This window comes from Bacillus cereus group sp. Bc061, from assembly GCF_027715825.1.
Taxonomy (GTDB): Bacteria; Bacillota; Bacilli; order Bacillales; family Bacillaceae_G; genus Bacillus_A; species Bacillus_A paranthracis.
Map to the genome: position 1 here is coordinate 1,203,433 of NZ_JAQFTZ010000001.1, position 25,204 is coordinate 1,228,636.

Here is a 25,204-nt window from a genome sequence, read left to right on the forward strand (position 1 = left end):
TTCAAACTCCTTTTAAATGCAGTCTATTGATGCTATTACAATTTCTTTACCTTGTTTCTCAAATTCTTGAATTGTTTCTTTACTAGCCTCCGAATCTGTTATTATAATGTCAATTTCAATCAGTGACTCTCCTTTTATAAAGTAGTCTATTCCAAGTTTATTGTGAGGAGCTAAACAAATATTTCTTCTAGCAATCTTACTTACTGTTTTACTAAAAAAAGCAACTTCCGGCGTTGCAGTACTTATACCGTTTAATGAAATGCCACCACCTGTAGAGAAATTAAGATCAATAGAAAATCTACTTATCAACTCTGAGGCAAGTGTATCTGTCATATTTCCTGATGGTTTCACCTTTCCACCAATTAAGTACGTATCAATGTTCTTATATTCCCGTAACGTACTAGCAATTTCTAAAGCATTCGTAACAACTGTAAATGATGTTTCAGGTAAATATTTTAACATGGCATAATGAATAGAAGCTCCACCAATAAAAACGGAATCTCCTTCTTGTATATAAGAAGCTGCGATTTTTGCAATTGCGTCTTCATATACAGAACCATTACTATAACGTTTCAATGGCTTGGTAGCTAAATTCCGTACTCTAGCAAGTTCAATTGCTCCTCCATGTGTTCTTTTTAACAAGCCATCCTTCTCCATAATAGACAAATCTCTTCTTATAGAATCGATAGACATATCGAAACTTTCCGCAAGATCCTTTGCAATTACCCTTCCATTTTTCTTAAGTAACTCTAAAATTTTCTCTCTACGCTCTTCAGTAAACATGTTCTCACCACTATCATTTAATATCCAGAAAATTTATTCATCTTTTAATTATATGCATGTTTTTTCTATTTTACAATATTTTCAATACTTCTTTATTCAGCTCTATACAGGTTTTCTCCCTTTTTCTATCCCATTAAATTAACAACTAAATAAATGCATATTTGCATATTTCACAATTATACTTCCATTCATCCTTCTATTAATGTAAAATTATTCCTATATTTTACTTTTTAACACAGAAAGGAATTACTATGAAATCTTTAATGAAAGTAACTTGTACAGCATTATTATTTACAGGGATAATGGCAGGATGTAGCGGAAATGCTACACCAAAACAAGAAAAAAGCGCTCTAGCAAAAAATGCAATGCACTATGGGGAAATCTTTAAAAACGAATACTATAGAGCAACTGTTGAAAATGCTAAATTTGAAAAAATAGACAAAGAGTGGCGTCTCACAGCTCGCGTTACTATAAATAATGCTCGTGTTGACGGACAAACGATAGATCTTTCAGAAATAAAATATTTCATAAAAGATGAAAAAACGGGTAAAAAATACAAAGGTGAAGTTATACAAAATGAAAATGCTAAAAAGGTTCCATCTGAGTTTTCTTTAACTACCGACATTGTATTTAATATGAAAGATTCTCCAAAAGATTTAAATAATATGTATTTATACATAGATAGCAAAGCTGCGCCATTAACAGATACATATTGGAAGCTGGATCATTTAGTATCTAAATAAAAAACAGTCATATAAGACTGTTTTTTATTTATAGAGTTATAAAGTTTACTAGTTATCTATTTCCAGCAATACATTTTTTGCACAAATCATCACTTCTTCAAATGGACAATCAAATAAAACCCCTAGTTCAAAACCATCTTCAGCAAAATCTATTTCATGACATAACCACCAAGCACCTTCAAAATTTTCCGGGATAGAACATTTCGTTACTCCTATAAAAGTTGCTTGTAGTTTATCAAATTCACTGAAAGTACCACTGCAATCTAAAGTTATAATTAGCGTAGCTTCTGATTTTTTCTCCACTGATTTGACTACACTGTCATGTAGTGAGTATTCATGTAGTTGAACGACATTCTGCGCGAGCTTTTCTTTTATAGAATTATAATTATCTATATAGGCTTGCTCTAAATCATTCATTCTTTTCTCATAATCTTTTGTCCACTCAAGCATAAGTCTCTTTAATTTTTCCGTTGGGTATTCTGAATTAATTGTATTGTCATGAATGTATGGATGCAGTGATTTAGGGAGGAACTTTAATAAATCTTCTTTCTTTTCTTCCACGTCTTCTCTTAAACTTTGCTTATAATCCATTCCTACCTTTTCGCTCTCTCGCAACATCTCTTCCCATTCTTCTACTGTTTCTGGGAAATTTAAAAAACCAGATACTTGCATTTCTTTATACCAATCTTTATTAAAATACTTCAAAGACTTTCCCCCTAAAACATTTTAAGATCCAACAAAAGCGATATATCTATTTATTATATCATTCTAATAACTATTTTTTCTAAAGAAAAAATGCAAAACTGTAAATATTCCATCTTTTATTTCTAAAACTTCAGAATATTTACAATAGTTGATAATTAGAATACATTTTACTAGTACAAAGATTCACCTGTACAAAAATCTAAACTAAAAGGGATGGTTATATGTTGAAGAAATTAGTAGCAGGTACATTAGTAGCGGGATTTGCATTAACTGGAGGACTAGGAGTAGCAAGTGCTGAAGAAAAAGGTAACACAATTAAGTCTTTTGATTATTTAAAAGTGGATGAACAGAATGTTAATTCTCTTACAAAATTAAGTGATCAAGATAAGAAAGACATCCAAATTACTATGGTATTACCAGAGCAAAATGAAAATGGAGATTGGCTAGCTTATGGTTTTACTAGCCGTGAAACATTAGATGCTTATATTGAAAAGGATAAAAAAGTACTTAAAAATAAAATTAATCCTTTAGGTAGCGGTGCTGGTAGTACTGATTTTTATGAACATAAAGATAAAGGTGGCCAATATATTTACTGGAGCAGCGGCTTTAAAAACTTACCATCTAGCTGGAACGACAGAATTTCCTCTGTAAGTACAGCATCACCTTCAGCAAGTTATTCAACGACACTTTGGGAGCATACTTCAACACAAGGCTATGGAAAAGGTGTTGTATTCAAACATGCGGATTGGTACGGTAAAACTGCTAATTTAGCTGCTGATTGGAACGATATTACTTCAGCGATTGACGTAAAAAAATAATAGGATATTCAATTTCTCCCGTAAAAATTCAAACCACTATTCTCTTATTCATTTAGAGAATAGTGGTTTATTATAATTCCATTTAAGCGTGTACAGCATGTCCTACCGCTTGCAATAAAGCTTCATGAATCGCTTCAGATAAAGTTGGATGCGCTGCAATATAATCTCTCATAATATCGGCAGTAACTTCCGTATGAATCATTACAGTTCCTTGACCAATTAGTTCTGTTGCACGAGGACCAATAATAGAAATTCCAACAATTTCTTGATATTTAGGTTCCACAATAACTTTTACTTTCCCCGTTTGTTCTCCAATAATAAGCGCTTTTCCATTTGCTGTAAAAGGGAATTCTCCAATTTGTATGTCACCGTACTGCTCTCTTGCATCTTTTTCTGTTAAACCGACACTAGCAATTTCTGGAGCGGTATAAATACAGCGAGGTACAGCATGGTAGTTTACTTTTACATCTTCTCCACTCGCGTGTAATGCTGCCGTCGTTCCTTCATGGAATGCAACGTGAGCAAGCTGGATTCCACCAATCACATCTCCTGCTGCATAAATATGTGATACATTGGTTTGCATATGTTCATTCACAGAAATTCCTTTATTTGAATATTGAATGCCTGCTTTTTCTAAATCTAATTGTTGTACACGTGGTTTTCGGCCGACAGAAACGAGAACAAATTCTGGATTAACTTCTTGGATACTTCCTTCATATTCAAATGAAGCCTGCTTCTTATAATTATTTAATCCTTTTAAAGCTGCTCCTGTAAATATTTCTACACCATCATTTTCTAGTTTCCCTCTTAAAATGTGTGCGATATCTTCATCTTCACCTGGTAATAATTGCGGTGCCATTTCAACAATCGTAACTTTTGTTCCAAGACGACTATAAATACTTGCAAACTCGCATCCTATTACCCCACCGCCAACGATTAATAATGATTTTGGTATATAATCTATGGACATTACATGGCTACTATTTAAAATCCACTTTCCGTCAAATGGAGCAAAGGGTAATGCAGTCGGTTCTGAACCTGCCGCTATAATGAACTGTTCTCCATCTACTACATCTTCTTTATCACCGTATATAACCCGCACACGATGATCCGTTTCAAAGTTCGCTTTACCTTGTATAACTTTTATTTTATTTTTCTTCATTAAATATTGAATTCCTTGAACGAGCTGCGTTACAATTTGTGATTTCCTCGCCTGCATTTGCTTCCAATCAATTGATATACTTCCATTATTGAGTGTAACTCCATAATGATTCGCTTTTCTTACAATGTCATGCACTTCTGCACTTTCTAACAATGATTTTGTAGGCATGCACCCAACATTTAAACAAGTCCCGCCAAGATCAGCTTCATCAATAAGAGTGACATCTTTTCCATTTTGAGCTGCGGTAATTGCCGCTACATAGCCAGCAGGTCCGCCACCAATAACGACTAGTTTACTCATTCTCTCACCTTCTCTTTATAAAAGAATTGTTACAGGTTCTTCTAAATAACGTTTAATTGTGCGTAAAAATGCAGCTGCTGGTACACCATCTAATACACGATGATCGAATGTTAAACTTAAAGGTAACATACTGCCTTTTTTTATTTTCTTCCCTTTATATACTGGAACATGTTCAATTGCACCTACACCTAAAATACCAGTTTCAGGTGTATTTAATACTGGCGTAAAATATTCAATACCGAAGCTACCTAAATTACTAATTGTAAAGGTTGTCCCTTGCATATCATCACTACTTAAACTACCTTCTCTTGCTTTTTGTGCAACGTTTTTAATTTGTTTAGATAACTCTACTAAAGATAGATTATTAGCAAAGCGAATAGCTGGAACGACTAATCCTTTTTCTAATGCGACTGCCATGCCTAAATGAACATGTTCAAATTGATGAATTGTATCATCCATATAAGCGCTGTTCATTTCTTTATGCTCTCCAAGCGCTAATACAACAGCACGAGAAACGAAATCCGTAATAGTTAGTTTGTTATCGTATCGTTTTTGTACAACTGAAGCTATTTCTTTATGTAAAGCAACTAAATCTGTAACATCTACTTTCATCGTTAATGTTAATTGTGCACTATTTTGTAAACTTGCATGCATACGGTTTGCGATTGCTTTCCGCATACCAGTAACAGGAATTACTTTACTTTCTTCTTGTTCAAGTACTTCTGGAATTGTTACTCTTTCTTCAATCGCTTTTAATACGTCTACTTTTGTAATCCTTCCGCCAGGGCCTGTACCAACTAATGCTTTGATATCTAGATTTTCAGACTTTGCAATTTTCTTCGCTACAGGTGAAATTTTGATTCTTTTCTTCGCCACTTCTTTCGCATATGGTTCTGGATGTTGGACCTTTTTAGGCTCTAGATTAGGTGCTTTTTCTTCTACAACATTTATACTTTCATTGATTTCTACTTTTTCGTTCAGCTTACCGATATAGCAAATGACAGTGCCAGGTGGAACTCCCTCATCTTCACTTACAGCTATATCAAGAACAGTTCCATCAGCTGGTGCTTCTATTTCAGTTTCGATTTTTTCCGAATTAATACTAGCAATTAGTTCACCTTTTGAGACATGATCGCCTGCTTTAATATTCCAGCTTGTAATAATACCTTCTTTCATCGCCATACCTAACTTCGGCATTACAACTTCTACAGCCATGCTTCTCTCTCCCTTCTCATCGTTTTATTACACATGTAATAAAGTTTGGTCTCCGATCATTTCTGATACAGTTTCAATTACTTTTTCCGGCGTTGGTAAATATAACTTTTCAAGTGGTGGCGAGAACGGAACTGGTGTATGTGGTGCTGTAATTCGTTTAATAGGCGCATCTAACAAATCGAATCCTTTATCTGCTACAATTGCCGCAATATCTGTTGCGATACTACATCTTGGGTTTGCTTCATCAATAACAATAAGGCGATTTGTTTTTTCAACTGATGCTAAAATCGTATCTTCATCCAGTGGTGATAAAGAACGTGGATCAATTACTTCTACTTCAAGTCCTTTTTTCGATAATTGCTCAGCAGCCGCAAGTGCTGTATGAACTTGTTTTCCAATTGCGACAATTGTTACGTCAGAACCTTCCCGTTTAATATCCGCTTTTCCTAATGGAATTGTGTAATAACCTTCTGGCACTTCACCCTTCATATTGTAGAGTGTTTTATCTTCAAAGAAGATTACCGGATCATCATCTTCAATTGCCGCTAATAGTAAGCCTTTTGCGTCATATGGAGTAGAAGGAATGACAACTTTTATACCTGGAATGCTCGTAAATAACGCATACAAACTTTGTGAATGTTGTGCAGCTGCGCTAAAACCTGCACCATGCATCGTACGTACTGTAACTGGCACTTTCGCTTTACCACCGAACATATAGCGGAACTTTGCACCTTGGTTTAATACTTGATCAAGACAACTACCGATAAAATCATTAAACATTAATTCAGCAATCGGACGTAGTCCTGTTGCCGCAGCTGCCATTGCTGCTCCCATGTAACCCGCTTCTGAAATTGGTGTATCTAAAATACGATTTCGGCCAAATTCTTGTACAAGGCCTTTCGTAACACCAAGAACACCGCCCCATGCTTCATCATCTTGCAAGTGATCAACTTGTGCACCACCTGCAACGTCTTCTCCTATTAAAATTACATTTTCATCACGGCGCATCGATATTTTCATCGCTTCATTAATTGCAGTTGACATACTTACTGTTCTAGTCATTATTTTTCACCCTCCTCTTATTTGTAAGAAACGTATACATCTTTTAATAACTCTTCATCCTCTGGATATGGACTATTTTCACTAAATTCAATTGATTTTTGAACCGCTTCATCTACTGCCTTTTCCATATCTACAAGCTCAGATTCAGTTAATAAAGCTTCATGAATTAAATGCTTACGGAAATTCACAATCGCATCTTTTTCATTTAAATGTTCTTCTTTTTCTTCTGAAGTTTTATACGTTTGTGCTTCACCTTCGAAATGACCGTAATTACGATATGTCATACATTCAATTATTGTTGGACCACCGCCATTACGCGCACGTTCTACTGCTTCCTCAGCAGCTTTATATACAGCTAGCAGATCTTTTCCATCCACTTGAACACCTGGAATGTTATAAGCTCTCGCACGATCCGCAATAGAATCACAACTTGAAGCATATTCAAATGTCGTTGCTTCACCGTAACCGTTATTTTCAGCGATAAAAATAACTGGTAACTTCCAAATCGCCGCTAAGTTAACCCCTTCATGGAATGTCCCTTCATTATTTGCTCCATCACCGAAGAAACAAACACTTACATCTTTCGTTCCTTTATATTTAGCTGTTAATGCCGAACCGCAAGCAAGCGGGAAACCACCACCTACAATGCCATTTGCACCAAGCATTCCTTTATCTAAATCAGCAATATGCATGGATCCGCCTTTACCTTTACATAATCCTGTCGCTTTCCCGAAAAGTTCAGCCATCATACCGTTTAAATCACAACCTTTTGCGATACAGTGTCCATGTCCTCTATGCGTACTTGTAATACTGTCACTATCCGTTAAGTGGGCACATACACCAACTGCTACCGCTTCTTCCCCAGCGTATAAATGGACGAAACCTGGCAGAACGCCTTGCGCGAATAATTCATGCACCTTATCTTCAAACTTACGAATCTCTAACATTTTTTCGTACATCCAGCGAGCTTGTTCTTTCGTAATTCCATTCCCTTTACTTTCAGTTGTTTTTAACATGTTCAGCCCTCCTATTTTCTTGTTCATCTTTTATATTGCAAGTACCGTGCCAATTTCAAATCCTTGATTTAATAGGTTTTCTCTCTATGTTGAAAATAAAAAAGTGGACAAAATGAGACATTAGTCTCGTTTTGTCCACTTTTGTTCACCTAATTTGAAAATTATTATCTTATTCACCATCAAAACTCTTCTGTAATTTTCGGATGTAAATAATTTGACCGATATGATATGCATTATGAGTAGTTACATTGGCTAGCACTTCCCACCACTTTGCAGAAACAGGAAATCCCACTACATCGCTTTCAACCCTTTCTTCATTTATGAGATTTTGCCATAGTAACAGTTTCTCTAGTAGTTTTTCTCGTAATTCATCGAAAGTTTGATTATTTGAAAGCATAAAACTTTTGTTATTATCTCCAATAGCGGGCACAGCATTCACATTCGATTCTTTATATCTAGTTTGCCACGTAGAATTCCAATACAATAAATGTTGTACAATTTCAGCTATACTGTTACTCTCTTCATTCGGTTTCCAGAAAGCTTCCCTCTCAGATAAACCCTTAACTGCATCTGAAAACGGAATATACCAACTAGGATCGTTCGCATTCGCTAATAACTGATCTGCTAATACATCCTTCACATGGGCCATTATTCTTCCCTCATTTCATAAACGTATTCATACTCACTTCTCTATATACGCTGAGTCCGTATAATTTCCTCTTTTAAAAATCTCATAGAATATAGAATTAACGGGTAATGCTCTCAAAACGAATGTAAGAATAATAGATTTTCTTATCATAACTCGTTATGATAAAAGAAAAAGAAAGCTGGCAGAAAATGAACAAAAAAGTCGCAATTATTACAGGATCCTCAAGTGGATTTGGACTATTAACTACACTCGAACTCGCAAAAAAAGATTATTTAGTTATCGCTACAATGAGAAACCTTGAAAAACAAGCGAACTTACTATCTCAAGCTACTCAACTAAACTTGCTGCACAACATAACAGTCCAACAATTAGATATAACCGATCAAAACTCTATACATACCTTTCAATTATTTTTAAAAGAAATAAACAGAGTAGACCTCCTTATTAATAATGCAGGATATGCTAATGGTGGCTTTGTAGAAGAAATTCCAGTAGAGGAATATCGCAAACAATTTGAAACGAATCTTTTTGGTGCTATATCGATTACTCAGCTTGTTTTACCATATATGAGAGAACAACAAAGTGGGAAAATTATTAATATAAGTAGCATTAGTGGTCAAGTTGGATTCCCTGGTCTATCTCCTTACGTTTCTTCAAAACATGCATTAGAAGGATGGAGTGAATCCCTTCGTTTAGAAGTAAAACCTTTTGGAATAGATGTTGCTTTAGTGGAACCTGGTTCTTATAACACGAATATATGGGAAGTTGGTAAACAACTAGCTACAAACCAATCTGATACTACTTCTCCTTACAAAGAATATATGGATAAAATACAAAAACATATTAATAGCGGCAGTGATACATTTGGTAATCCAATAGATGTTGCTAATAAAATTGTAGAAATTGCTGAGTCTAAGCGTACGAATTTACGTTATCCAATCGGTAAAGGTGTAAAATTTATGATCTTTGCAAAGAAAATTCTTCCTTGGAGATTGTGGGAATATCTTGTTTTGAGAAGCTTTAAGAAAATGTAATTACCTTTATTGAAAAACATTTTGAAAGAGGTGCTAATTAAATGTTAGGTTTACCATATGGTAAAGTGTTTTTAGTTCCGTGGACTGAAGAGTGGGCAATTGAATTTGTAAAGGAGAAACAATTCATTGAGGAACAAATTGGCGAACATATTTTAGCGATACACCATATTGGTAGTACTTCTATTCCACATTTAAGTGCAAAGCCCATTATTGATATACCAATTGAATTAGAAAATTATAGGGACGGTATACATTGTATTAAAAAATTAGAACTACTAAACTATAAATATAGAAAAGATGTATTGCCTGAACGATATTATTTTAATAAAGGTGAGCCAAGAACTCATCAAATTCATATGTATGAAAAAGGGAATACACATGTAATAGAACAATTGCAATTCAGAGATTACTTAATAGTCAATAAAACTGCTCGTATACAGTATGAAAAGTTGAAGATTCAACTTTCACAGGCTAATCCTAATGATAAACATCAATATGCAGAGGATAAAACAAATTTTATTACATCGATATTAGCTAAAATACATGCTTAAATTAAATAAAAAACCATTTAGTAGTAAATGGTTTCTTATTTATTAGTTATCTCATTATTTGTACCATCAATAATAAAATCTGCAAATTCATGTGACTTATGACTTTCTACATACATATCTTCAGCAATCATCCAATTGTTTTCCCACATATCACGCGCAGCTTCTCCATCTCTAGCAATTCCTCTTTTTATACGTGTTTCACGAGGACAATTCACCCATATTTTTAAATCATACATTCCCGCTAGCTCCTGACGTGTTGCATATACACCTTCAATAATTACAATACCACTGGCAGAAACAATATGGGATCCAACTAAAGAATCCTTTTCCCAATCATAACGCTTATAACGCCCTTCTAGTCCATTACTAATAGGATTTAAAACTTCTTTTAAAAGGCGTTTCCAGTCAAAATCTGCACCAATTGATTTATTCGTAGGATTTTCATTTTCAATCTTTGCAGATGGTAAATAAAAATCATCCATATGAACAATCGTTACAGTTGAAAAATTACTTTTTATTTTATTTGCTAACGTACTTTTACCTGCACCGCCACAGCCATCAATACCTATTATTATAACTGATTGTTCCGTACATTTTTCTTGAATTCTTTCAATTATCTTATTTAGCCCCAAATTATTCCATCCCCTTTTTTATTCTTCTCGTTTTAAATTGAAAACGGATCAAAGTAAATGAGCAATGAAATCATAACTATAAATGCCAATAAACCGATTATCGAAAGAATATATTCCTTCGATTCCCTATCATATTTCCACTCCATCCATGCCCTTAACGTCCATAATGTTCCAAAAAAAATGAAAAGGGCATATCCTACATTTGCATTTTCATTACTATTAACATAAATGATACTACTTACGAAATAAATAAAGAACAATCCTATTTCCAATTTCACATGCAAGCTATTCACATGCTTATATCCAAAAAAGCCTCTTTTCTCCATATTTAATTTTCTTCTTAAAAACTGTTCTAAAAAGTAACCACCTATACCCAGTCCAATAATAATAATTAAAATTGTAGAGATATCCATTGTTATCCCTCCAATTACTTTATATATTTTTAGAAACAAAGTGGACTATATTATGGTTATTCTCTTCTAAATAACTTACAATTCCTTCAGGATATGTTGGCTTCTCCTTTAATTCCTCTATGCTCTTCCATATTAATAGAATATCCCCATATTCTTTATGTCTTATTTCATTTGTAACTCTCTCTTTAACAGTTCCCCAATGTATCAATGTACAATGATGTCCTTTTTCGTTGTTCCACTCGAAAATATGCTCATTTACAACAGCTAGCTCTTGAACATCAATCTTCAAATCGTATTCTTCCATTAATTCTCTTATTATCGCTTCTTTTGCTGGTTCACCAAATTCAATAGAGCCTCCTGGAAAACGATAAAATGATTCATTTTCATCGCATTGAACGAGCACTTTTGAGTTATCTCCATTATAAATAATAACTTCTACACGTAATACAGATCTATTCATTATTTCCCTCCTTTAAATATTTAATTGAAAATTTATTAAAGAAAGAAATATATAATTAATCCAGTTATTATTAGCGCTGTAGCTGCAAATAATGAAATCAAGAACTCGCGCGATTCCTTATCATATTTCCACTCCATATATGATTGAAATCCATATAACGTGATAAAAAACAAAAGAGGTACATACCCCATAAATATACGGTTTGGAAAAAAAGCACTTATCGCAATAACAACTATATAAGAGAAAATAATAATTCTATTCCCCCATTTATGTGTTTTATTCACATATTGATTATCCCATCCCTTTTGTTTCGGGATGTTTAATCTTTTTCTTGCTATTTTTTCAAAAACGAATATACATAGTACCCATAAAATTAATAGCGTTATTTTGGTAATTGACAGAAAACCCTCTCCTTTTATTTTCTTACTTTTATTTTCTCTGGCTGATCACTCGGATAAGTAGCCTTTCCTTTATTATCAATGTCCCAACTAATAATTGTCGCACTATCGCGTCCGAATTGATGATGAACGTGCTCTAATACATGATGAACACTTTCTTCAAGTTTTATATTATTTCTATTCATATCACTATACAGATTTACAGGAGTTTCATACCGACGTTCCCCGCATTCTAATACTCCATCTGTCACCATTACAATTCGATTCTTTCCATTACGTAATTCACGAATGCCTGTTGAATAACAAGGAACAGGTAAATCAAAAGTATTTACGTTACCAATCCATTCGTAAAAATGACGTTGATTTAGTGCGTATTGTCCTAATTTGTGTAATTCATCATGAAATACATACACTAAACAGTCTCCGATAGATAACCACCATATATAGTTTTCTTTTCTTACACATAGTAAGCAAGCTGTTTCACCTTTAATTCTTTTGCACTTTTCCTTAAATGAAGAAGATTGTAAGATTGTAAGAATATGATTTTCAATAGATCGAAATACTGTATCAATCGATTCATTCATCATTTCTTTTATATTTTCATATTCTTTTTGAATTGTATTTACTACTAAATCAACACTTTCTGCACTATTATGTCCATCTAATATAGCTGCAAATTCCCAATCACCATTTGACCAAACTAACGCACCATCTTCATTCTTTTTTGCTCCGGCACTAATATTCCCACCATATGCACCGAGCACGATATCACCATATTGCTTTACCGAAATTTCGTCTAAACACATTTCTCTACTTCCAATCCATGAATGTTGTCTATTATTTGTTGTATGCATATTCACTCACCATATACTTTCGTATTCTTTCGCATAGTTTTTTGATTTTTTCTGTATCACTATAAGGCGCACCGTTCCATTTCGCTACTTCAGTCGGTGACCAAAACTCTTTTGGTGTATTTGCATAACGCGGTATGATGTGCATATGCATATGTGGTACACCATTCCCTGAAACAAAAGTGTAAATATGTTCGGCACCTTCACTTTCTTTTAGTGCTTTACTTACTCTACTTGATATAAGTCCGAACCTTTTCGCTTCTTCATCTGTTAGCTCAGCAAGACCAGGTACATGTCTTTTTATATCTATCATTACATAACCAAGATACGTTTCTTCGCTATCCCAGTGGACATGTCCAACGTAAACGAGTTCATCTTCGTAAATAGCTCCACCTGGAACTGTAATATTTCCTTTATGTTTTTCACAAATGAAGCAATTTTGTTCTTCTTGATTATTTGTTGGCATATCCATCACCATCCTTTTTATATATAATATCATAAAAAAAGGAAAAATAGGATTTATATTCCGAAAATTCATTCTTTTAACGCAACAATTTTGAATTGAATTTACACCTCATTTTTTCTTCAAAACCACAACTCCAATTACAATCCCAATCACAATTCCGATTACTAAATTATTTGTAAAATAACCTTGGACTACACCGATTACAACCCCTATACCGACGCCTATCGCCAAGGCATCATTTACTTTTTTTCTTTTTAGACAAAATAGCATCTCCTCTCATAATTTCTTCCAAAATAATATCTATTTACATGAAGTCACTGTCTCCTAATATATTCGCTATTCCACTTAATAATTTCCAAAAAATGCACTTTATTACTTATACTTTTCCACCACATAATCCTCTTCTTAAGAAGAGATTTTCAAGTCGCTATTAAACAAACATATCGTTATTCATCGAAGAATTAAATCAATGAAATAAAAAAACAAGTTTTTGCGTCAGCTGACGGTTCTGTTATCGTTCGAATATAATCTATTCAAACAAAAAACACACTTTGTATAATAAAGTGTGTTTTCTTGTTATCTTCTTTTTTGGTGAAATCCTTGTGTAATACGATCTAATATAATCGCAATGACAACAATGGCTAGTCCCGCTTCAAATCCCATCCCGATATTAACTTGTGTCACAGAGCGGTATACATCAACTCCAAGACCTGGAGCTCCTACAAGCGATGCTGTTACTACCATTGATAAAGAGAGCATAATACTTTGGTTCACACCAGCCATGATCGTTCCAGTTGCGAGTGGTAATTGTACTTTAAATAACTTTTGTGATGCGGTAGAGCCAAACGCATTCGCTGCTTCTATTAAATCTTCTGGAACTTGTCTAATTCCTAAGTCAGTAAAACGAATTGTCGGTGGCATTGCAAAGATTACCGATGCAATAATCCCAGGTACTACTCCTACTCCGAAAAATGTAATCGCAGGAATCAGATATACGAAAGCCGGCATTGTTTGCATAAAATCTAATGTCGGTTTTAAAAATTTTGAAAACCGTTCATTTTGCGAAGCTAAAATGCCAATTGGGATACCTACAATAATTGAAATAATAACAGATGTAAGTACAAGAGCTAATGTCTGCATCGTCTGTGCCCAGTAGTTAATATTCAAAATAAATAATAATCCGATGAGTGTAAAAATAACTAAAGATACTTTTCTCGTTGTGTACCAAATGAGGAAACACAAAATAATAATCATCAATATAGCCGGTATTATTGTTAAAAAATTAGTGAGTAAATCAACGAATCCGCCGATAATATAAGAGAATCCTCGGAATAAGCCTTCAAAGTGCTCATATAAACTTGCAACAAATGAGTCGACCCATTCCCCTAAAGGGATACGTGGTATACTATTCATCGTCTTTCACCTCTTCTTCAATGTTACCTGCAAGAGCTTGAATGACACTTTCACGTTTAATAATTCCTCTTAGCCTTTTCTTCTCATCAATTACTGGTAACGGATATTTCATCTCCGCCATTTTCGCATACGTTTCTTCCAGTAAAGTATCTAAATACACGTGCGGAATATCGGTAAGTAATAAATCAGCAATCGGCCATTGCTTTTGTACTGCTTTACTCGCATCATCTGCCGTTAATATTCCTAAAAACTCATATTTTTTGTTTACAACATATACGGTAGAAACGCCGGCATTTCTCATAATTTGAAGTGCTACACGTGGTCCACGGTCTATTAATAACGTCTCTGGTCGTTTTAATATAGATTCCGCCGTTATTACTTTTCCTAAATTCACATCCGCCACGAATTTCTCTACAAATTCATTCGCAGGACTCATCATAATTTCTTCTGGCGTTCCAATTTGGACAACTTCTCCATCTTTCATTAACGCAATTCGATCACCAATTCGAAGGGCTTCATCTAAATCATGCGTAATAAAAATAATTGTTTTTTCCATTTTATCTTGTAATTCTAACAGTTCATCTTGCATTTCTTTTCGAATCAGTGGATCTAATGCACTAAATGACTCATCCATAAGTAAAACATCCGGATCATTCGTAAGCGCTCTCGCAATGCCGACACGCTGTTGCATACCACCACTCAGTTGACTTGGATAATTATCTTTATGATGGTCTAATCCAACTAACTTCAAGGACTCTAACGCTTTTCTCTCTCGTTCCTCTACTGGAACTCCTTGTATTTCCAACCCATATGCAACATTTTGCAAAACGGTACGATGAGGGAATAGAGCGAATTTCTGAAATACCATGCTCATTTTCGTTCTTCTTACTCTCCGTAATTCTTCCTTTCCCATCGTCGCGATATCTTCACCATCTATGTATATATGGCCCGCTGTCGGTTTAATTAATTGATTTAACATACGAACTAACGTAGATTTCCCGCTACCTGACAAACCCATAATAACGAAAATTTCTCCAGAGTATACTTCAAACGTTGCTTTTTTCACACCAACGTTCATTCCTGTCTCTTTCAAAATTTCCGATTTGCTTTTTCCTTCTTTTAATAAGGAAAGGGCTCTTTGCGGATGTTTCCCGAATACTTTTGTTACGTTTTCAACACGCACCTTTGTATTATCCATGTCACTACTCCTTTTCTACCCATCTATTCACATAGTGTTGCGATTTTACAAAGAAATATTACATAAAAATAACATTTATAAGTTTTCTTTAAAATTCTTTTTTCCGTTCATAATAAGAATGCTTACTTATACATTTATTTAAAAAGCAAACGTTTCTTAGGAGGTTTTTAATGAGAAAGAAAATATGGCTCATATGCCTTGCATTATTTATTACTATGATTTTCTCTTCATGTAATGCAACAAATGCAAATTCGAAAGGAAAAATTAAACTAGGTGTAACAAGTTGGAAAGAAAACATTGCAACTGCAAATATGTGGAAGGTACTACTAGAACAAAAAGGCTACAAAGTTGAACTCATGTATTTAGAAAAAGCGGCAATTTGGACTGGTGTTGCTCGCGGTGATGTTGATGCTAATTTAGAAGTATGGCTACCCGTTACGGATAAACCACTAAATGATCGTTATAAAGATGATATTGTCTTAAAATCAAAATGGTATGAAGGAACCGGACTAGGTTTAGTTGTCCCTTCTTATGTGAAAAACATAAACAGCATTGAAGCTCTAAATGCACATAAAGATGAACTAGATAATAAAATTGTCGGAATTGAACCTGGCAGCAGTCTTATGAATTTAACGAATAAAGCGATGAAGGAATATGATATAAAGCTAAAACTTGTCCAGTCTTCTGAAGCTGCTTTGATGAGTGAACTAAAAAAAGCATATACGAAAAAGAAACCAATCGCTGTTACGCTTTGGAATCCACATTGGGGTTTTTCAGAATTTGACTTAAAATATTTAAAAGACCCTAAGAAAGTATATGGTGAAAAAGATGACATTTATTACTCCGTTCGTAAAGGTTTCGAAAAAGATCATCCGGATATCATAAAATACTTTGATAAATGGAAAATGAACGATGAACAGCTTGGTACATTAATGGTTGAGTTAAATAAAACGAAAGATCCCGAAGAAGCGGCGCGAAAATGGATTAAAAAGAATCAAGCGTTAGTCGATGAATGGATAAAAGATTAATAAAACAGGCTAGAGAATATACTTTACTCTCTAGCCTGCTTTCTGCTATTTTTTCGTAACAACATCATCTACAATCCCATATGCCTTCGCTTCTTCTGCAGTCATAAAATAATCTCTTTCTGTATCATGTGCTACTCTTTCAATCGGTTGCCCTGTTTTTTCTGCAATCATTTTATTAATATCATGTTTTAACTTTAAAATTCTTTTTGCTGTGATTTCAATTTCCGTTGCTTGCCCTTGTGCACCACCAAGCGGTTGATGAATCATAATTTCACTATTTGGGAGTGCAAACCGTTTTCCTTTTGCACCTGATAACAATAACAATGCACCAAATGATGCTGCAAAGCCCATGCATAGCGTTTGCACGTCTGGTTTGATTAAATTCATCGTATCCAATATGGCAAAACCTGCTGTCGTTGATCCGCCTGGGCTATTAATGTATAAAAATATATCTTTCTCTGCATCTTCTGCTTCTAAAAATAATAATTGAGCTACGACACTACTCGCTACTTGATCATTTATTTCTGAACCGATAATAACAATACGGTCTTTTAATAACCTTGAGTATATATCATAGGAACGTTCTCCTAATTTCGTTTGTTCTACAACATATGGAATTGCATTCATTTTAAATCCCTCCAATAATTGTTATGCTGCTAAAAGCATACAACTGTAGGAAGAAGGTTGTTTCACATTAAATAATAAGACTGGCTGTTTAGATGGTAACTTAGTAAAATCTATTGTCGGAAGTAGTTTCGTTAATAATTCCGGTCTCTCTTCTCGAATAGACGTTACTACAACTTCCATATCATCTGTGAATTCAACTATCTCTATCCCTTCTTCGCTTACAGTTTTCAACCTATTTCTACTCCGAAACAAAGAAGCTTTTACTGCCCCTTCCGATACGGAACATACTTTAGCAATATCAGCGATACTATATTGAAAAACATCTTTTAATAATAAAATTGCGGATTGCTGTACATTTAATGAAGATAATACTTTCCCTACCATTTCATGCAAATCTGCAATTTTTTCATGTGGTTCTTCAAAAGTAATTTGGTCTCTTATTTTTTCATGAACTGATTTTGACTTTATTTGATCTAACCAACGATTTCTAGCTATTTTATATACGAGCGTCATACAAATATCTTTATTACTATATTTTTGAAGTACTTTACAAACTGTTTCTTGGGCAAGATCTTCGCCATCCCATTTATTTTTCGTTAAAAATGTACAGTATCTTTTCAACTCTCCGTATTGCTCAATTAAAAAAGTTATATTTGAATGATTCATATCGATATGTTTTTTCAAAATATGAGTTACTTTTGTGCACAAAATAACCACTCCTTTTCAGCGCTTACTTAATTAACGATTCAACAAATAAAAAAGTTACGGGGCATATAAAAAAATTATGTTTATGTTCAATAATTCGCGGTCATAAATATGTTATGTACAATTTTACGTGAGGAGGAACAAATTTGCCAAAATTAACAATTGAAGGTGCGGGAACTTTTGATGTAAAAGAAGGAACAAAATTAGTATTAGCAATTGAAGATAACGGTGTAAACATACTCCATCGTTGCGGCGGAAAAGCACGTTGCACAACTTGTAGAGTAGAAATTATAGCCGGTGATTTTTGTGAAGCGAGTGCGAATGAAAAAAACGCGATGACAGAAAAAGGAATTGAAGATCATTTACGATTATCTTGTCAAATGCGTGTACATAAGGATATAGTAGTTCGTCCAGTACTTACAGTTGAAAGTTCAGGTCTTGATGCTGGACCACGTCCGGCGGAGTAAAGCGATGGATTTAAAACAGATAGCTGGTGAATATGCTGCAACCTTCGTAAAAGATGGTATGAAGATTGGTCTTGGTACAGGATCAACCGCATACTGGACGATACAAAAATTAGGTCAACGTGTAAAAGAGGGATTATCAATTCAAGCTGTCCCGACATCAAAGGAAACGGAAGCATTGGCACAGCAGCTAAATATTCCGTTGATTTCGTTAAACGACGTACAAAGTCTTGATCTTACAATTGATGGTGCTGATGAAATTGATTCTAATTTACAGCTTATTAAAGGAGGCGGTGGTGCATTACTTCGCGAGAAAATTGTAGCCTCCTCCTCGAAAGAACTTATCATTATCGTTGATGAATCAAAAGTTGTGACACGTTTAGGGACTTTTCCATTACCTATTGAAATCATACCTTTTGCATGGAAACAAACCGAAAGTAAAATTCAATCTTTAGGATGTCAAACAACGTTACGCTTAAAAAATAATGAAACGTTTATAACCGATAATAATAACATGATTATCGATTGTATATTCCCTAATCATATACCTACTCCTTCCGATTTACACAAAAGATTAAAAATGATTACTGGTGTAGTTGAAACCGGATTGTTTGTTAATATGACTAGTAAGGCGATTATTGGAACAAAAAACGGGATACAGGAATTATAATGAACGCTGACTCTTACAGTCAGCTTTTTTATATTTTCTCGTTATTACGTAACATTATGATATACTATGAAAACAAAAGCACATCACACTAGAAAGGATTGAACAATTTGCACTCCAAACTCATAACAGAACTTACAGATTTAGAAACTGCCTTTCATATTCGAAAAGAAGTATTTGTAAAAGAACAAAATGTTCCACTTGAAGATGAATTCGATATGTTTGATGAAATCGGGGAGAAATGTAAACATATTTTAGTTTATTATAACAATCTTCCTGTTGGTACAGGTCGCATACGATTTGTTGATGGAACTGGAAAATTAGAACGTATTTGTATTTTAAAAGACTATCGTAAATACGGTTTAGGAAAAGTAATTATTCAAACGTTAGAAGAAATTGCTCGTGAAAAAGAATCTACAAAAGTAAAACTACACGGTCAAACACAGGCTGAAGGATTTTATAAAAAACTAGGTTATCAAACCTCTTCTGATGTATTTATGGAAGATGGCATTCCGCATATACTTATGACGAAAATGTTATCATAATAAAAAAGGCAGTATATGAAACTACTTTACGTATTCATATACTGCCCTTTTTTATTTATAGAAAAATGAATTCTCAAAATGTCCTTTTGCATCAAAGCCCATTATCTCTTAGTTCATACCAAGGTAAAGCTTACACTGTTTTCCATAATGATAAGGCATAAATCCAGTTTGGATCCCCATTTCCTTTATAACTTTGGACTGCTTCATATACTTTTCCCTCGTGTAGAACTTTATCTCCCTTTTCATATGCTTTCTTTGCATCCCATTCTTCATATGAAACGCTTTCAGTTTTTGTAGTAATTATGAATATATCACTCTGTACAGATTCATTTCCAGCTACATCAACAGCTTTCACTACATATTTATAAGTAGTATTAGAGAGTAAATATTTATCCATATAAGAAGTCGTATTGGATGTTGCAATTTTTTCCATTGATCCTTTTGTTTCTCTATAAATATCGTAATGGTCTACACCAATATTATCGTCAGAAGGACTCCACATTAGATCCACACTTGACGCTGTCGTTCCCATACTATGTAATCCTTTTGGTTGTGTTGGTGCTTCTGTATCAGGAGCCTCAACTGTTGTTTTCACTGTAAGCGTTGCACTTTCTTTCGATACATTTCCAGCTGCGTCAATTGCTTTTATAGTATAAGAGTATTCTGTACTTGGTTGTAATTTTTTATCAATAAAATGAGTTCCTGGTACTGTATCAATCATCTCTCCGTTACGGAAGATTTGATACCCTTTTACCCCTACATTATCCGTAGAAGCGGTCCATGCTAGTTCTATACTATTCGCTGTTACTTTTTGTGCCTGAATTCTATTTGGAATGCTTGGAGCTTCTGTGTCTGGTTTTACGTCATTGATGAGATTAACATCAATTACATTATAGAATGCATTTGCTGTATCAGCTACATCCCATACTGCTAAAATTACATGATACCCACTTCTATCAGTAGGTACATTGATTTTGTGAGTTAAATGATTTGAGGCTGCAGAACCATCATGTTGCACAGTTCCAATTGGTTCAAAATCTGCTCTTGTGAGCGCTTTATTTGGATTCCATCCTTTTTTTGTAATATAGTAATGCCATTTGCTCGTTAAGTGAGGCGCTGTATATTTCCACGTAAATGTATTTTCCCCGCCTGTAATTGTATTTTTAAACCAACGATCGGCAGTTTGTTGATCTAAAATACCACCAAACTTACCACCTGCAGAAGCGATTTGACCATCAACTGGGCCAGTTTGCGGGAACCCTTTTGGAGCTTCCAAACTTTGTGGTTCATACATAACAATTCCGCAGTTTACATTTAGTGCACCATAAGTTGGACTACATAAAGCAGATCGGCTGCTCGGCTTTTCAACAAAACCGTGCGCGTATGCGTTTTGAGGAATAAGTGTCGTGCCAATAATTCCAGCTGTTAATGCAACAGCTCCTAGACTTTTTTTGTTCATTTTCATGTTTTGTAGTTGTTTTAAAAATTGATTCTTCATGTTCCTGTCCCCTTCTTGTTATAATTCGTAGTGTAATGTGGGCTTCGATGTAAAAGAATAACAAGAGACAATCTTGTAACGATGTATGTGTGTGTTATGCATACACCGCAGTGAAAATATATTTCATTTCTTGTGAAATATTTCACTTGATGAATATATCATGACATAGAAATCATCAAAGTATGTGCAGAAGTTGTGCAGAAATGATGAAAGCATTAGTAACACGTAAAACTATGGTCCGAATTTGCAAAACAGAATATTTAACATTTCAAAACAACGAATTCTCCGCTTCATATAAAAAAAGAGTGTCTATATCATTTCATATAGACACTCTTCTCATGTATAATTTTCTATTTATTATTGACCTATAAATGTAAAAATCTCATCAGCAGCTTCCTGATAGCCACCAGATTTCAGGAAAGATTCCTTCAAATTCCATGCAACTTCTTTATATGATGGATTATTTAATACAAGTTCTACACTTTCACGTAGTTGTTCTACAGTTAATTCTTTCATAGATAACTTAATCCCAGCTCCTAGATTCTCCACTTGCTTTGCGATTACTGGCTGATCTGCACTTTGCGGAATTACAATAAGTGGAATCCCGTTATATAGCCCTTCATGTGTACTGTTCATTCCACCATGTGTAATAAACAACTTTGTATATGCAAGTAGTTTCGTTTGTGGTACATAGTTTTTCACAATGAAGTTTTTAGGAATTTCACCTAAATCACTTATATTCGTTTTATTACCAATAGACATTACAATAGTATGCTCGCTATTCTCGAACGCCTTCATACAAAGTTTATAAAAATCAAGCGCTTCATTAAAAACAGTGCCTAGCGAAATGTAAATCGGGCTTTTTTCTTCAATTGAAGTAAAATCAAAGTCTTCATTTTTCACTTGTGCAGGGACGGATGGACCTACAAATTTAAATGTTTCATTAAACATATCTCCAAAAGGCTGGAACTCTTTTATTGTATATACAATAGTAAGTGACGCTGGATTACAGAAAACTTCATATGGTGAGTTTATTTCAACACTATACTTTTCCGCAACCTCCTTAGTTAATCTTTCAAAATCATTATGTATCCTCTCCTGAACTTTCACTGGGATACTTTTAGACAAGTGATCTAACATTTGTTGAAATGATTTTTCATCTTGTGCAAAAGATGTACAGGAATTTATTGCTGGAAGCTTTAAAATTTGAGCAATTATACGGCCACAGCCAAACATCGAATCATGAATCATATAATCAAAATGTTCTCCTTCAATTTGTTCAAGAACACTTGGTATAATAACATCTGCTGTATGTAGAAGGCCATTTATTCTTTCCTGCAAATAATTTCGGCCACCGGAAAGAAATGCTTTTATAAACTTTTGGTCGTCAATTGTTCTTACAATAGCCCCTGTTTTTTCAATACGTTCTCTGAAAGCTTCTATTGAAAAATAAACTACCTCTTCCCCACGCGAAACTAATTCTTCTACAACTTGCAACGTTGGATTTATATGTCCTTCTGATCCAGCATTAATGAATAAAACACGTGCCACTTAAAACACTCCTTACTTTAAATCTTATCTATATTATTTTGCTCTTATAATTTTTCTAAATGGACTTAGCGAGCCTAAATCCAAGGTCATCTATGTAAATTACAACTGGTTTGTTTTTATCTTTGGATAAATTTGATGTACGATTCGTAATCGTATCATACAATTCCATCGTTACAACACACTTTGCAAGAAGAAACGAATTAACTTGGGCTTTCCATTCTTTCTTTATTCGATCATCTCTTAATTCTACTTTTCCTGCTGGAATTTTCACCATATTAGAATCAACTAGCCTAATAAATCTATCCAATTCTATACCCCCAGGTTATTTCTTTTTATAATCTAACCATTTATAGCATTGTACTTCTCTAAAAATAGTCTTACTTCATTTGTAGATTTTAAAATAATAACATCTTTATCCTTACTCAATTGATTTAACTTCTTTAAAATTGTAGGTCGCTTCGTCTTAGGATATTCCCATATCCATTTAAAAAATTGCAAATCAAATTTTTCCTTACATCCCGCGCCCATATCCGGTCTTGTTTTATTCCGATATTGTATAACTCTTTTAAAAGCACGATAAGCACATATTGTCCTATGAATATCAAGAAAAATAATTGTATCAGCTGCGTTCATTCTTATATCCATTGTCCCACCATAATTCCCATCAATAATCCACTCATCTTCTTTCACTAATTCATTTTGAACTGTTCTTTGCTCCTCTTTCGGTACCCCTTCCCAATTCGGTTTCCAAAATAACGCATCAAGATGATGTACTTTAATATTTAATTTATTTCCTAACTGCCTTGCTAATGTAGACTTCCCTGAACCACCAGAACCTATTAATATTATTTTTTTCATATTTGTACACTACTTTCTATTAATTCTTCAATAGTTTCTTTATTAGCAAAAATCCAGAAAAACATCTCTTCATTTAACTTTAATAAATCTTTTAACTGAACAAAATAAGTAATAAAGATAACTTGAATCGAAAGCATGACATACCAAATAGACTGTAGTTCTTCTTTCATTAAAATGTTTTGTTTATTATATCCTTCAAAGATTGTGCTGATAATATGTTGCCACTTCCCTCTTAATACTTCATCACTATATAACTCACTCAAAATACTCGTACAGCAATAGCATAAATCGAATACTCTTACATTACTTTCTAATAGTTCAAAATCTATAAAACCTTGAAATTCATTATCTTTAAAGATTACATTGGATAAGTGCATATCACGATGAATAATTTGCTCTCGTAATGGGTGAACTATTTCTTTGAAAGCTGTATGTATTTGATTCATTTTTCGAATTACATCCTGATGAACATACTCATTCTTTTCTAAAATAGGTAAAGCCCATCCGTATACTACTTTATACAAATCTCTTTTTACTAACTCATTATTATTCACCGAATTAAGTACTTGATGTAAATTAGCTATTTCTTCTCCAATTGTACTTCCTAGCTCCTTCAGATTTTCTGTATCTTTTATTTCAAGTCCACTTCCAGCAATATATTTGTACAAACAATAATACTTCTCTTTATAAAATACATACTTTTTACTATTACTCGTTTTCACTAATTTTTGTACTTTAACCCCTTTTTCCTCAAGCTGTTTTAATACATGTATTTCAACTAATAGTTGTTTTATCGATCCCTTTTCCTTCAAAATATAGGATTTATTATTACAATGAATCTTTGTTACGTTTGCTTTTATTTCAGTAGCTGTGACATCTTTATCTTCAAACCAAAAATTCACAATTTCTAATATATCCTCCATAATAAATACCTCCATTTAAAATCGCTTATTCGTCCTTAATATAAACTCAAAAAGAAATCCTACCCCAACACCAATTGTATAAGCAACTAAATCACTCCACAAAAATCCATAACCTAATACGAGTCCACCTAAAGTCGTTGCACGAATACTATCTATCCATTCAGCATGATACAATTGGCTCACTTCAATCCCGTAGCAAAACATTAAACTAACAAAAGCCAATTTCTTCATTTCTATTTTAGGAAATAAAAATCCAAATCCAATAAAAATCATTAACGCCCATAAAGCATCACCTAAATAATCATTTAATAGAGCCGGCAGCGCAAAAGCAAACTTTCTTGAACTAAGCCCTAAAATAATAACAAGGATTGTAAACATTGCGTATAGTAATCTATTTCGTTTCGTATTCATTTCAAAACTCCTAATTCATCATTTATAACTGCAAAATAGCTAGTAAAATATAATCATT

30 protein-coding genes and 2 pseudogenes are annotated in these 25,204 nt (G+C 33.9%); 8 read left to right on the plus strand and 24 right to left on the minus strand.

All coding sequences use genetic code 11. The features are described from left to right. Nucleotides 1-12: 12 nt before the first annotated feature. Complete coding sequence (locus PDQ40_RS06260; protein ID WP_000493625.1) at nucleotides 13-783, minus strand: DeoR/GlpR family DNA-binding transcription regulator; 771 nt, start codon at nucleotides 781-783, stop codon at nucleotides 13-15. Between the two features lie 251 nt (nucleotides 784-1,034). On the opposite strand from PDQ40_RS06260, the gene PDQ40_RS06265 reads away from it, so the two are divergent. Continuing rightward, nucleotides 1,035-1,526 (plus strand): hypothetical protein, encoded by a 492-nt coding sequence (locus tag PDQ40_RS06265; protein ID WP_000838798.1) that lies wholly within the window; start codon nucleotides 1,035-1,037, stop codon nucleotides 1,524-1,526. 48 nt (nucleotides 1,527-1,574) lie between these two features. Here the strand turns inward: PDQ40_RS06265 and PDQ40_RS06270 are convergent, their stop codons facing one another. Continuing rightward, the gene (locus PDQ40_RS06270; protein ID WP_000873325.1) at nucleotides 1,575-2,231 is read right to left on the minus strand and encodes a DUF4085 family protein; all 657 of its coding nucleotides are present in this window, start codon (nucleotides 2,229-2,231) and stop codon (nucleotides 1,575-1,577) included. A 221-nt stretch (nucleotides 2,232-2,452) separates the two neighbouring features. Between PDQ40_RS06270 and PDQ40_RS06275 the strand changes: the two genes are divergently transcribed. After that, nucleotides 2,453-3,049, plus strand: coding sequence for a hypothetical protein (locus PDQ40_RS06275; RefSeq protein WP_000914447.1), 597 nt, complete (start codon nucleotides 2,453-2,455; stop codon nucleotides 3,047-3,049). An 82-nt stretch (nucleotides 3,050-3,131) separates the two neighbouring features. On the opposite strand, the gene lpdA is transcribed toward PDQ40_RS06275, so the two are convergent. The 5 genes from lpdA to PDQ40_RS06300 form a co-directional block, all read right to left on the minus strand. Continuing rightward, nucleotides 3,132-4,511 (minus strand): dihydrolipoyl dehydrogenase, encoded by a 1,380-nt coding sequence (gene lpdA, locus PDQ40_RS06280; protein WP_000041197.1) that lies wholly within the window; start codon nucleotides 4,509-4,511, stop codon nucleotides 3,132-3,134. Nucleotides 4,512-4,526: 15 nt separating this feature from the next. Next, the gene (locus PDQ40_RS06285; RefSeq protein ID WP_000257750.1) at nucleotides 4,527-5,726 is read right to left on the minus strand and encodes a dihydrolipoamide acetyltransferase family protein; all 1,200 of its coding nucleotides are present in this window, start codon (nucleotides 5,724-5,726) and stop codon (nucleotides 4,527-4,529) included. A gap of 27 nt (nucleotides 5,727-5,753) precedes the next feature. Then, a complete protein-coding gene (gene acoB / locus PDQ40_RS06290; protein ID WP_270691288.1) occupies nucleotides 5,754-6,788 on the minus strand; it encodes an acetoin:2,6-dichlorophenolindophenol oxidoreductase subunit beta in 1,035 nt (344 codons plus the stop codon). A gap of 17 nt (nucleotides 6,789-6,805) precedes the next feature. Beyond that, complete coding sequence (acoA, locus tag PDQ40_RS06295; protein WP_000921308.1) at nucleotides 6,806-7,804, minus strand: acetoin:2,6-dichlorophenolindophenol oxidoreductase subunit alpha; 999 nt, start codon at nucleotides 7,802-7,804, stop codon at nucleotides 6,806-6,808. Between the two features lie 169 nt (nucleotides 7,805-7,973). Next, nucleotides 7,974-8,453 (minus strand): DinB family protein, encoded by a 480-nt coding sequence (locus PDQ40_RS06300; protein ID WP_000951610.1) that lies wholly within the window; start codon nucleotides 8,451-8,453, stop codon nucleotides 7,974-7,976. Nucleotides 8,454-8,641: 188 nt separating this feature from the next. Between PDQ40_RS06300 and PDQ40_RS06305 the strand changes: the two genes are divergently transcribed. Both PDQ40_RS06305 and PDQ40_RS06310 read left to right on the plus strand, forming a co-directional pair. After that, entirely contained in the window at nucleotides 8,642-9,487 is an 846-nt protein-coding gene (locus tag PDQ40_RS06305) for an oxidoreductase (protein WP_001036864.1), read from the plus strand. Nucleotides 9,488-9,528: 41 nt separating this feature from the next. Further along, nucleotides 9,529-10,038 (plus strand): GrpB family protein, encoded by a 510-nt coding sequence (locus tag PDQ40_RS06310; RefSeq protein ID WP_000901194.1) that lies wholly within the window; start codon nucleotides 9,529-9,531, stop codon nucleotides 10,036-10,038. A gap of 35 nt (nucleotides 10,039-10,073) precedes the next feature. On the opposite strand, the gene PDQ40_RS06315 is transcribed toward PDQ40_RS06310, so the two are convergent. From PDQ40_RS06315 to PDQ40_RS06355, 9 genes and pseudogenes are all read right to left on the minus strand, one after another. Next, nucleotides 10,074-10,670 (minus strand): uridine kinase family protein, encoded by a 597-nt coding sequence (locus PDQ40_RS06315; RefSeq protein ID WP_000523945.1) that lies wholly within the window; start codon nucleotides 10,668-10,670, stop codon nucleotides 10,074-10,076. Nucleotides 10,671-10,702: 32 nt separating this feature from the next. Then, nucleotides 10,703-11,083, minus strand: coding sequence for a DUF4181 domain-containing protein (locus PDQ40_RS06320; RefSeq protein ID WP_000355402.1), 381 nt, complete (start codon nucleotides 11,081-11,083; stop codon nucleotides 10,703-10,705). 19 nt (nucleotides 11,084-11,102) lie between these two features. Beyond that, nucleotides 11,103-11,543 (minus strand): NUDIX domain-containing protein, encoded by a 441-nt coding sequence (locus PDQ40_RS06325; RefSeq protein ID WP_001082138.1) that lies wholly within the window; start codon nucleotides 11,541-11,543, stop codon nucleotides 11,103-11,105. A 35-nt stretch (nucleotides 11,544-11,578) separates the two neighbouring features. Next, nucleotides 11,579-11,917, minus strand: coding sequence for a DUF4181 domain-containing protein (locus PDQ40_RS06330; protein ID WP_163262524.1), 339 nt, complete (start codon nucleotides 11,915-11,917; stop codon nucleotides 11,579-11,581). A 41-nt stretch (nucleotides 11,918-11,958) separates the two neighbouring features. Continuing rightward, nucleotides 11,959-12,795, minus strand: coding sequence for a PP2C family serine/threonine-protein phosphatase (locus tag PDQ40_RS06335; RefSeq protein WP_000557569.1), 837 nt, complete (start codon nucleotides 12,793-12,795; stop codon nucleotides 11,959-11,961). Next, nucleotides 12,779-13,264 carry an HIT family protein gene (locus tag PDQ40_RS06340; RefSeq protein WP_002170225.1) on the minus strand — a complete coding sequence of 162 codons (486 nt, stop codon included), beginning with the start codon at nucleotides 13,262-13,264 and terminating at the stop codon, nucleotides 12,779-12,781. Before PDQ40_RS06340 ends, PDQ40_RS06335 begins: the two co-directional genes overlap by 17 nt. 102 nt (nucleotides 13,265-13,366) lie before the next feature. Then, nucleotides 13,367-13,538 (minus strand): annotated as a pseudogene (locus tag PDQ40_RS06345) (septum formation initiator). A 296-nt stretch (nucleotides 13,539-13,834) separates the two neighbouring features. After that, nucleotides 13,835-14,671 carry an ABC transporter permease gene (locus PDQ40_RS06350; RefSeq protein WP_001084762.1) on the minus strand — a complete coding sequence of 279 codons (837 nt, stop codon included), beginning with the start codon at nucleotides 14,669-14,671 and terminating at the stop codon, nucleotides 13,835-13,837. After that, entirely contained in the window at nucleotides 14,664-15,869 is a 1,206-nt protein-coding gene (locus tag PDQ40_RS06355) for a quaternary amine ABC transporter ATP-binding protein (protein ID WP_000370612.1), read from the minus strand. Before PDQ40_RS06355 ends, PDQ40_RS06350 begins: the two co-directional genes overlap by 8 nt. A gap of 170 nt (nucleotides 15,870-16,039) precedes the next feature. On the opposite strand from PDQ40_RS06355, the gene PDQ40_RS06360 reads away from it, so the two are divergent. Beyond that, complete coding sequence (locus PDQ40_RS06360; RefSeq protein ID WP_270691290.1) at nucleotides 16,040-16,897, plus strand: glycine betaine ABC transporter substrate-binding protein; 858 nt, start codon at nucleotides 16,040-16,042, stop codon at nucleotides 16,895-16,897. 45 nt (nucleotides 16,898-16,942) lie between these two features. On the opposite strand, the gene clpP is transcribed toward PDQ40_RS06360, so the two are convergent. Both clpP and PDQ40_RS06370 read right to left on the minus strand, forming a co-directional pair. Continuing rightward, nucleotides 16,943-17,524, minus strand: a complete 582-nt coding sequence (gene clpP / locus PDQ40_RS06365; protein WP_000991625.1) for an ATP-dependent Clp endopeptidase proteolytic subunit ClpP — start codon at nucleotides 17,522-17,524, stop codon at nucleotides 16,943-16,945. 21 nt (nucleotides 17,525-17,545) lie between these two features. Then, a complete protein-coding gene (locus tag PDQ40_RS06370; protein ID WP_000337481.1) occupies nucleotides 17,546-18,232 on the minus strand; it encodes an RNA polymerase subunit sigma-70 in 687 nt (228 codons plus the stop codon). 143 nt (nucleotides 18,233-18,375) lie between these two features. On the opposite strand from PDQ40_RS06370, the gene PDQ40_RS06375 reads away from it, so the two are divergent. The 3 genes from PDQ40_RS06375 to PDQ40_RS06385 all read left to right on the plus strand — a co-directional run bounded on the left by PDQ40_RS06375 (nucleotide 18,376) and on the right by PDQ40_RS06385 (nucleotide 19,905). Then, on the plus strand, nucleotides 18,376-18,696 hold the full coding sequence (locus PDQ40_RS06375) for a 2Fe-2S iron-sulfur cluster-binding protein (protein ID WP_001125380.1): 321 nt from the start codon (nucleotides 18,376-18,378) through the stop codon (nucleotides 18,694-18,696). Nucleotides 18,697-18,700: 4 nt separating this feature from the next. After that, on the plus strand, nucleotides 18,701-19,363 hold the full coding sequence (rpiA, locus tag PDQ40_RS06380; RefSeq protein WP_000364536.1) for a ribose 5-phosphate isomerase A: 663 nt from the start codon (nucleotides 18,701-18,703) through the stop codon (nucleotides 19,361-19,363). Nucleotides 19,364-19,470: 107 nt separating this feature from the next. Further along, on the plus strand, nucleotides 19,471-19,905 hold the full coding sequence (locus tag PDQ40_RS06385) for a GNAT family N-acetyltransferase (protein ID WP_000555718.1): 435 nt from the start codon (nucleotides 19,471-19,473) through the stop codon (nucleotides 19,903-19,905). 130 nt (nucleotides 19,906-20,035) lie between these two features. Here PDQ40_RS06385 and PDQ40_RS06390 read toward each other — a convergent pair whose 3' ends face one another. From PDQ40_RS06390 to PDQ40_RS06415, 6 genes and pseudogenes are all read right to left on the minus strand, one after another. Then, a complete protein-coding gene (locus PDQ40_RS06390) occupies nucleotides 20,036-21,403 on the minus strand; it encodes a lytic polysaccharide monooxygenase (protein ID WP_000795727.1) in 1,368 nt (455 codons plus the stop codon). A gap of 357 nt (nucleotides 21,404-21,760) precedes the next feature. Next, nucleotides 21,761-22,954: a macrolide family glycosyltransferase gene (locus tag PDQ40_RS06395; RefSeq protein WP_000124897.1), complete on the minus strand. Its 1,194-nt coding sequence runs from the start codon at nucleotides 22,952-22,954 to the stop codon at nucleotides 21,761-21,763. Nucleotides 22,955-23,054: 100 nt separating this feature from the next. Next, a pseudogene (locus PDQ40_RS06400) lies at nucleotides 23,055-23,261 on the minus strand (formylglycine-generating enzyme family protein); the annotation flags it as partial. Nucleotides 23,262-23,293: 32 nt separating this feature from the next. Next, entirely contained in the window at nucleotides 23,294-23,812 is a 519-nt protein-coding gene (locus tag PDQ40_RS06405) for a DNA topology modulation protein (protein WP_000720548.1), read from the minus strand. Continuing rightward, the gene (locus PDQ40_RS06410) at nucleotides 23,809-24,735 is read right to left on the minus strand and encodes a phosphotransferase enzyme family protein (RefSeq protein WP_000389484.1); all 927 of its coding nucleotides are present in this window, start codon (nucleotides 24,733-24,735) and stop codon (nucleotides 23,809-23,811) included. The genes PDQ40_RS06405 and PDQ40_RS06410 overlap by 4 nt, the downstream gene beginning before the upstream one ends. 15 nt (nucleotides 24,736-24,750) lie before the next feature. Next, entirely contained in the window at nucleotides 24,751-25,146 is a 396-nt protein-coding gene (locus PDQ40_RS06415) for a ribosomal maturation YjgA family protein (RefSeq protein WP_001093430.1), read from the minus strand. Between the last annotated feature and the right edge of the window lie 58 nt (nucleotides 25,147-25,204).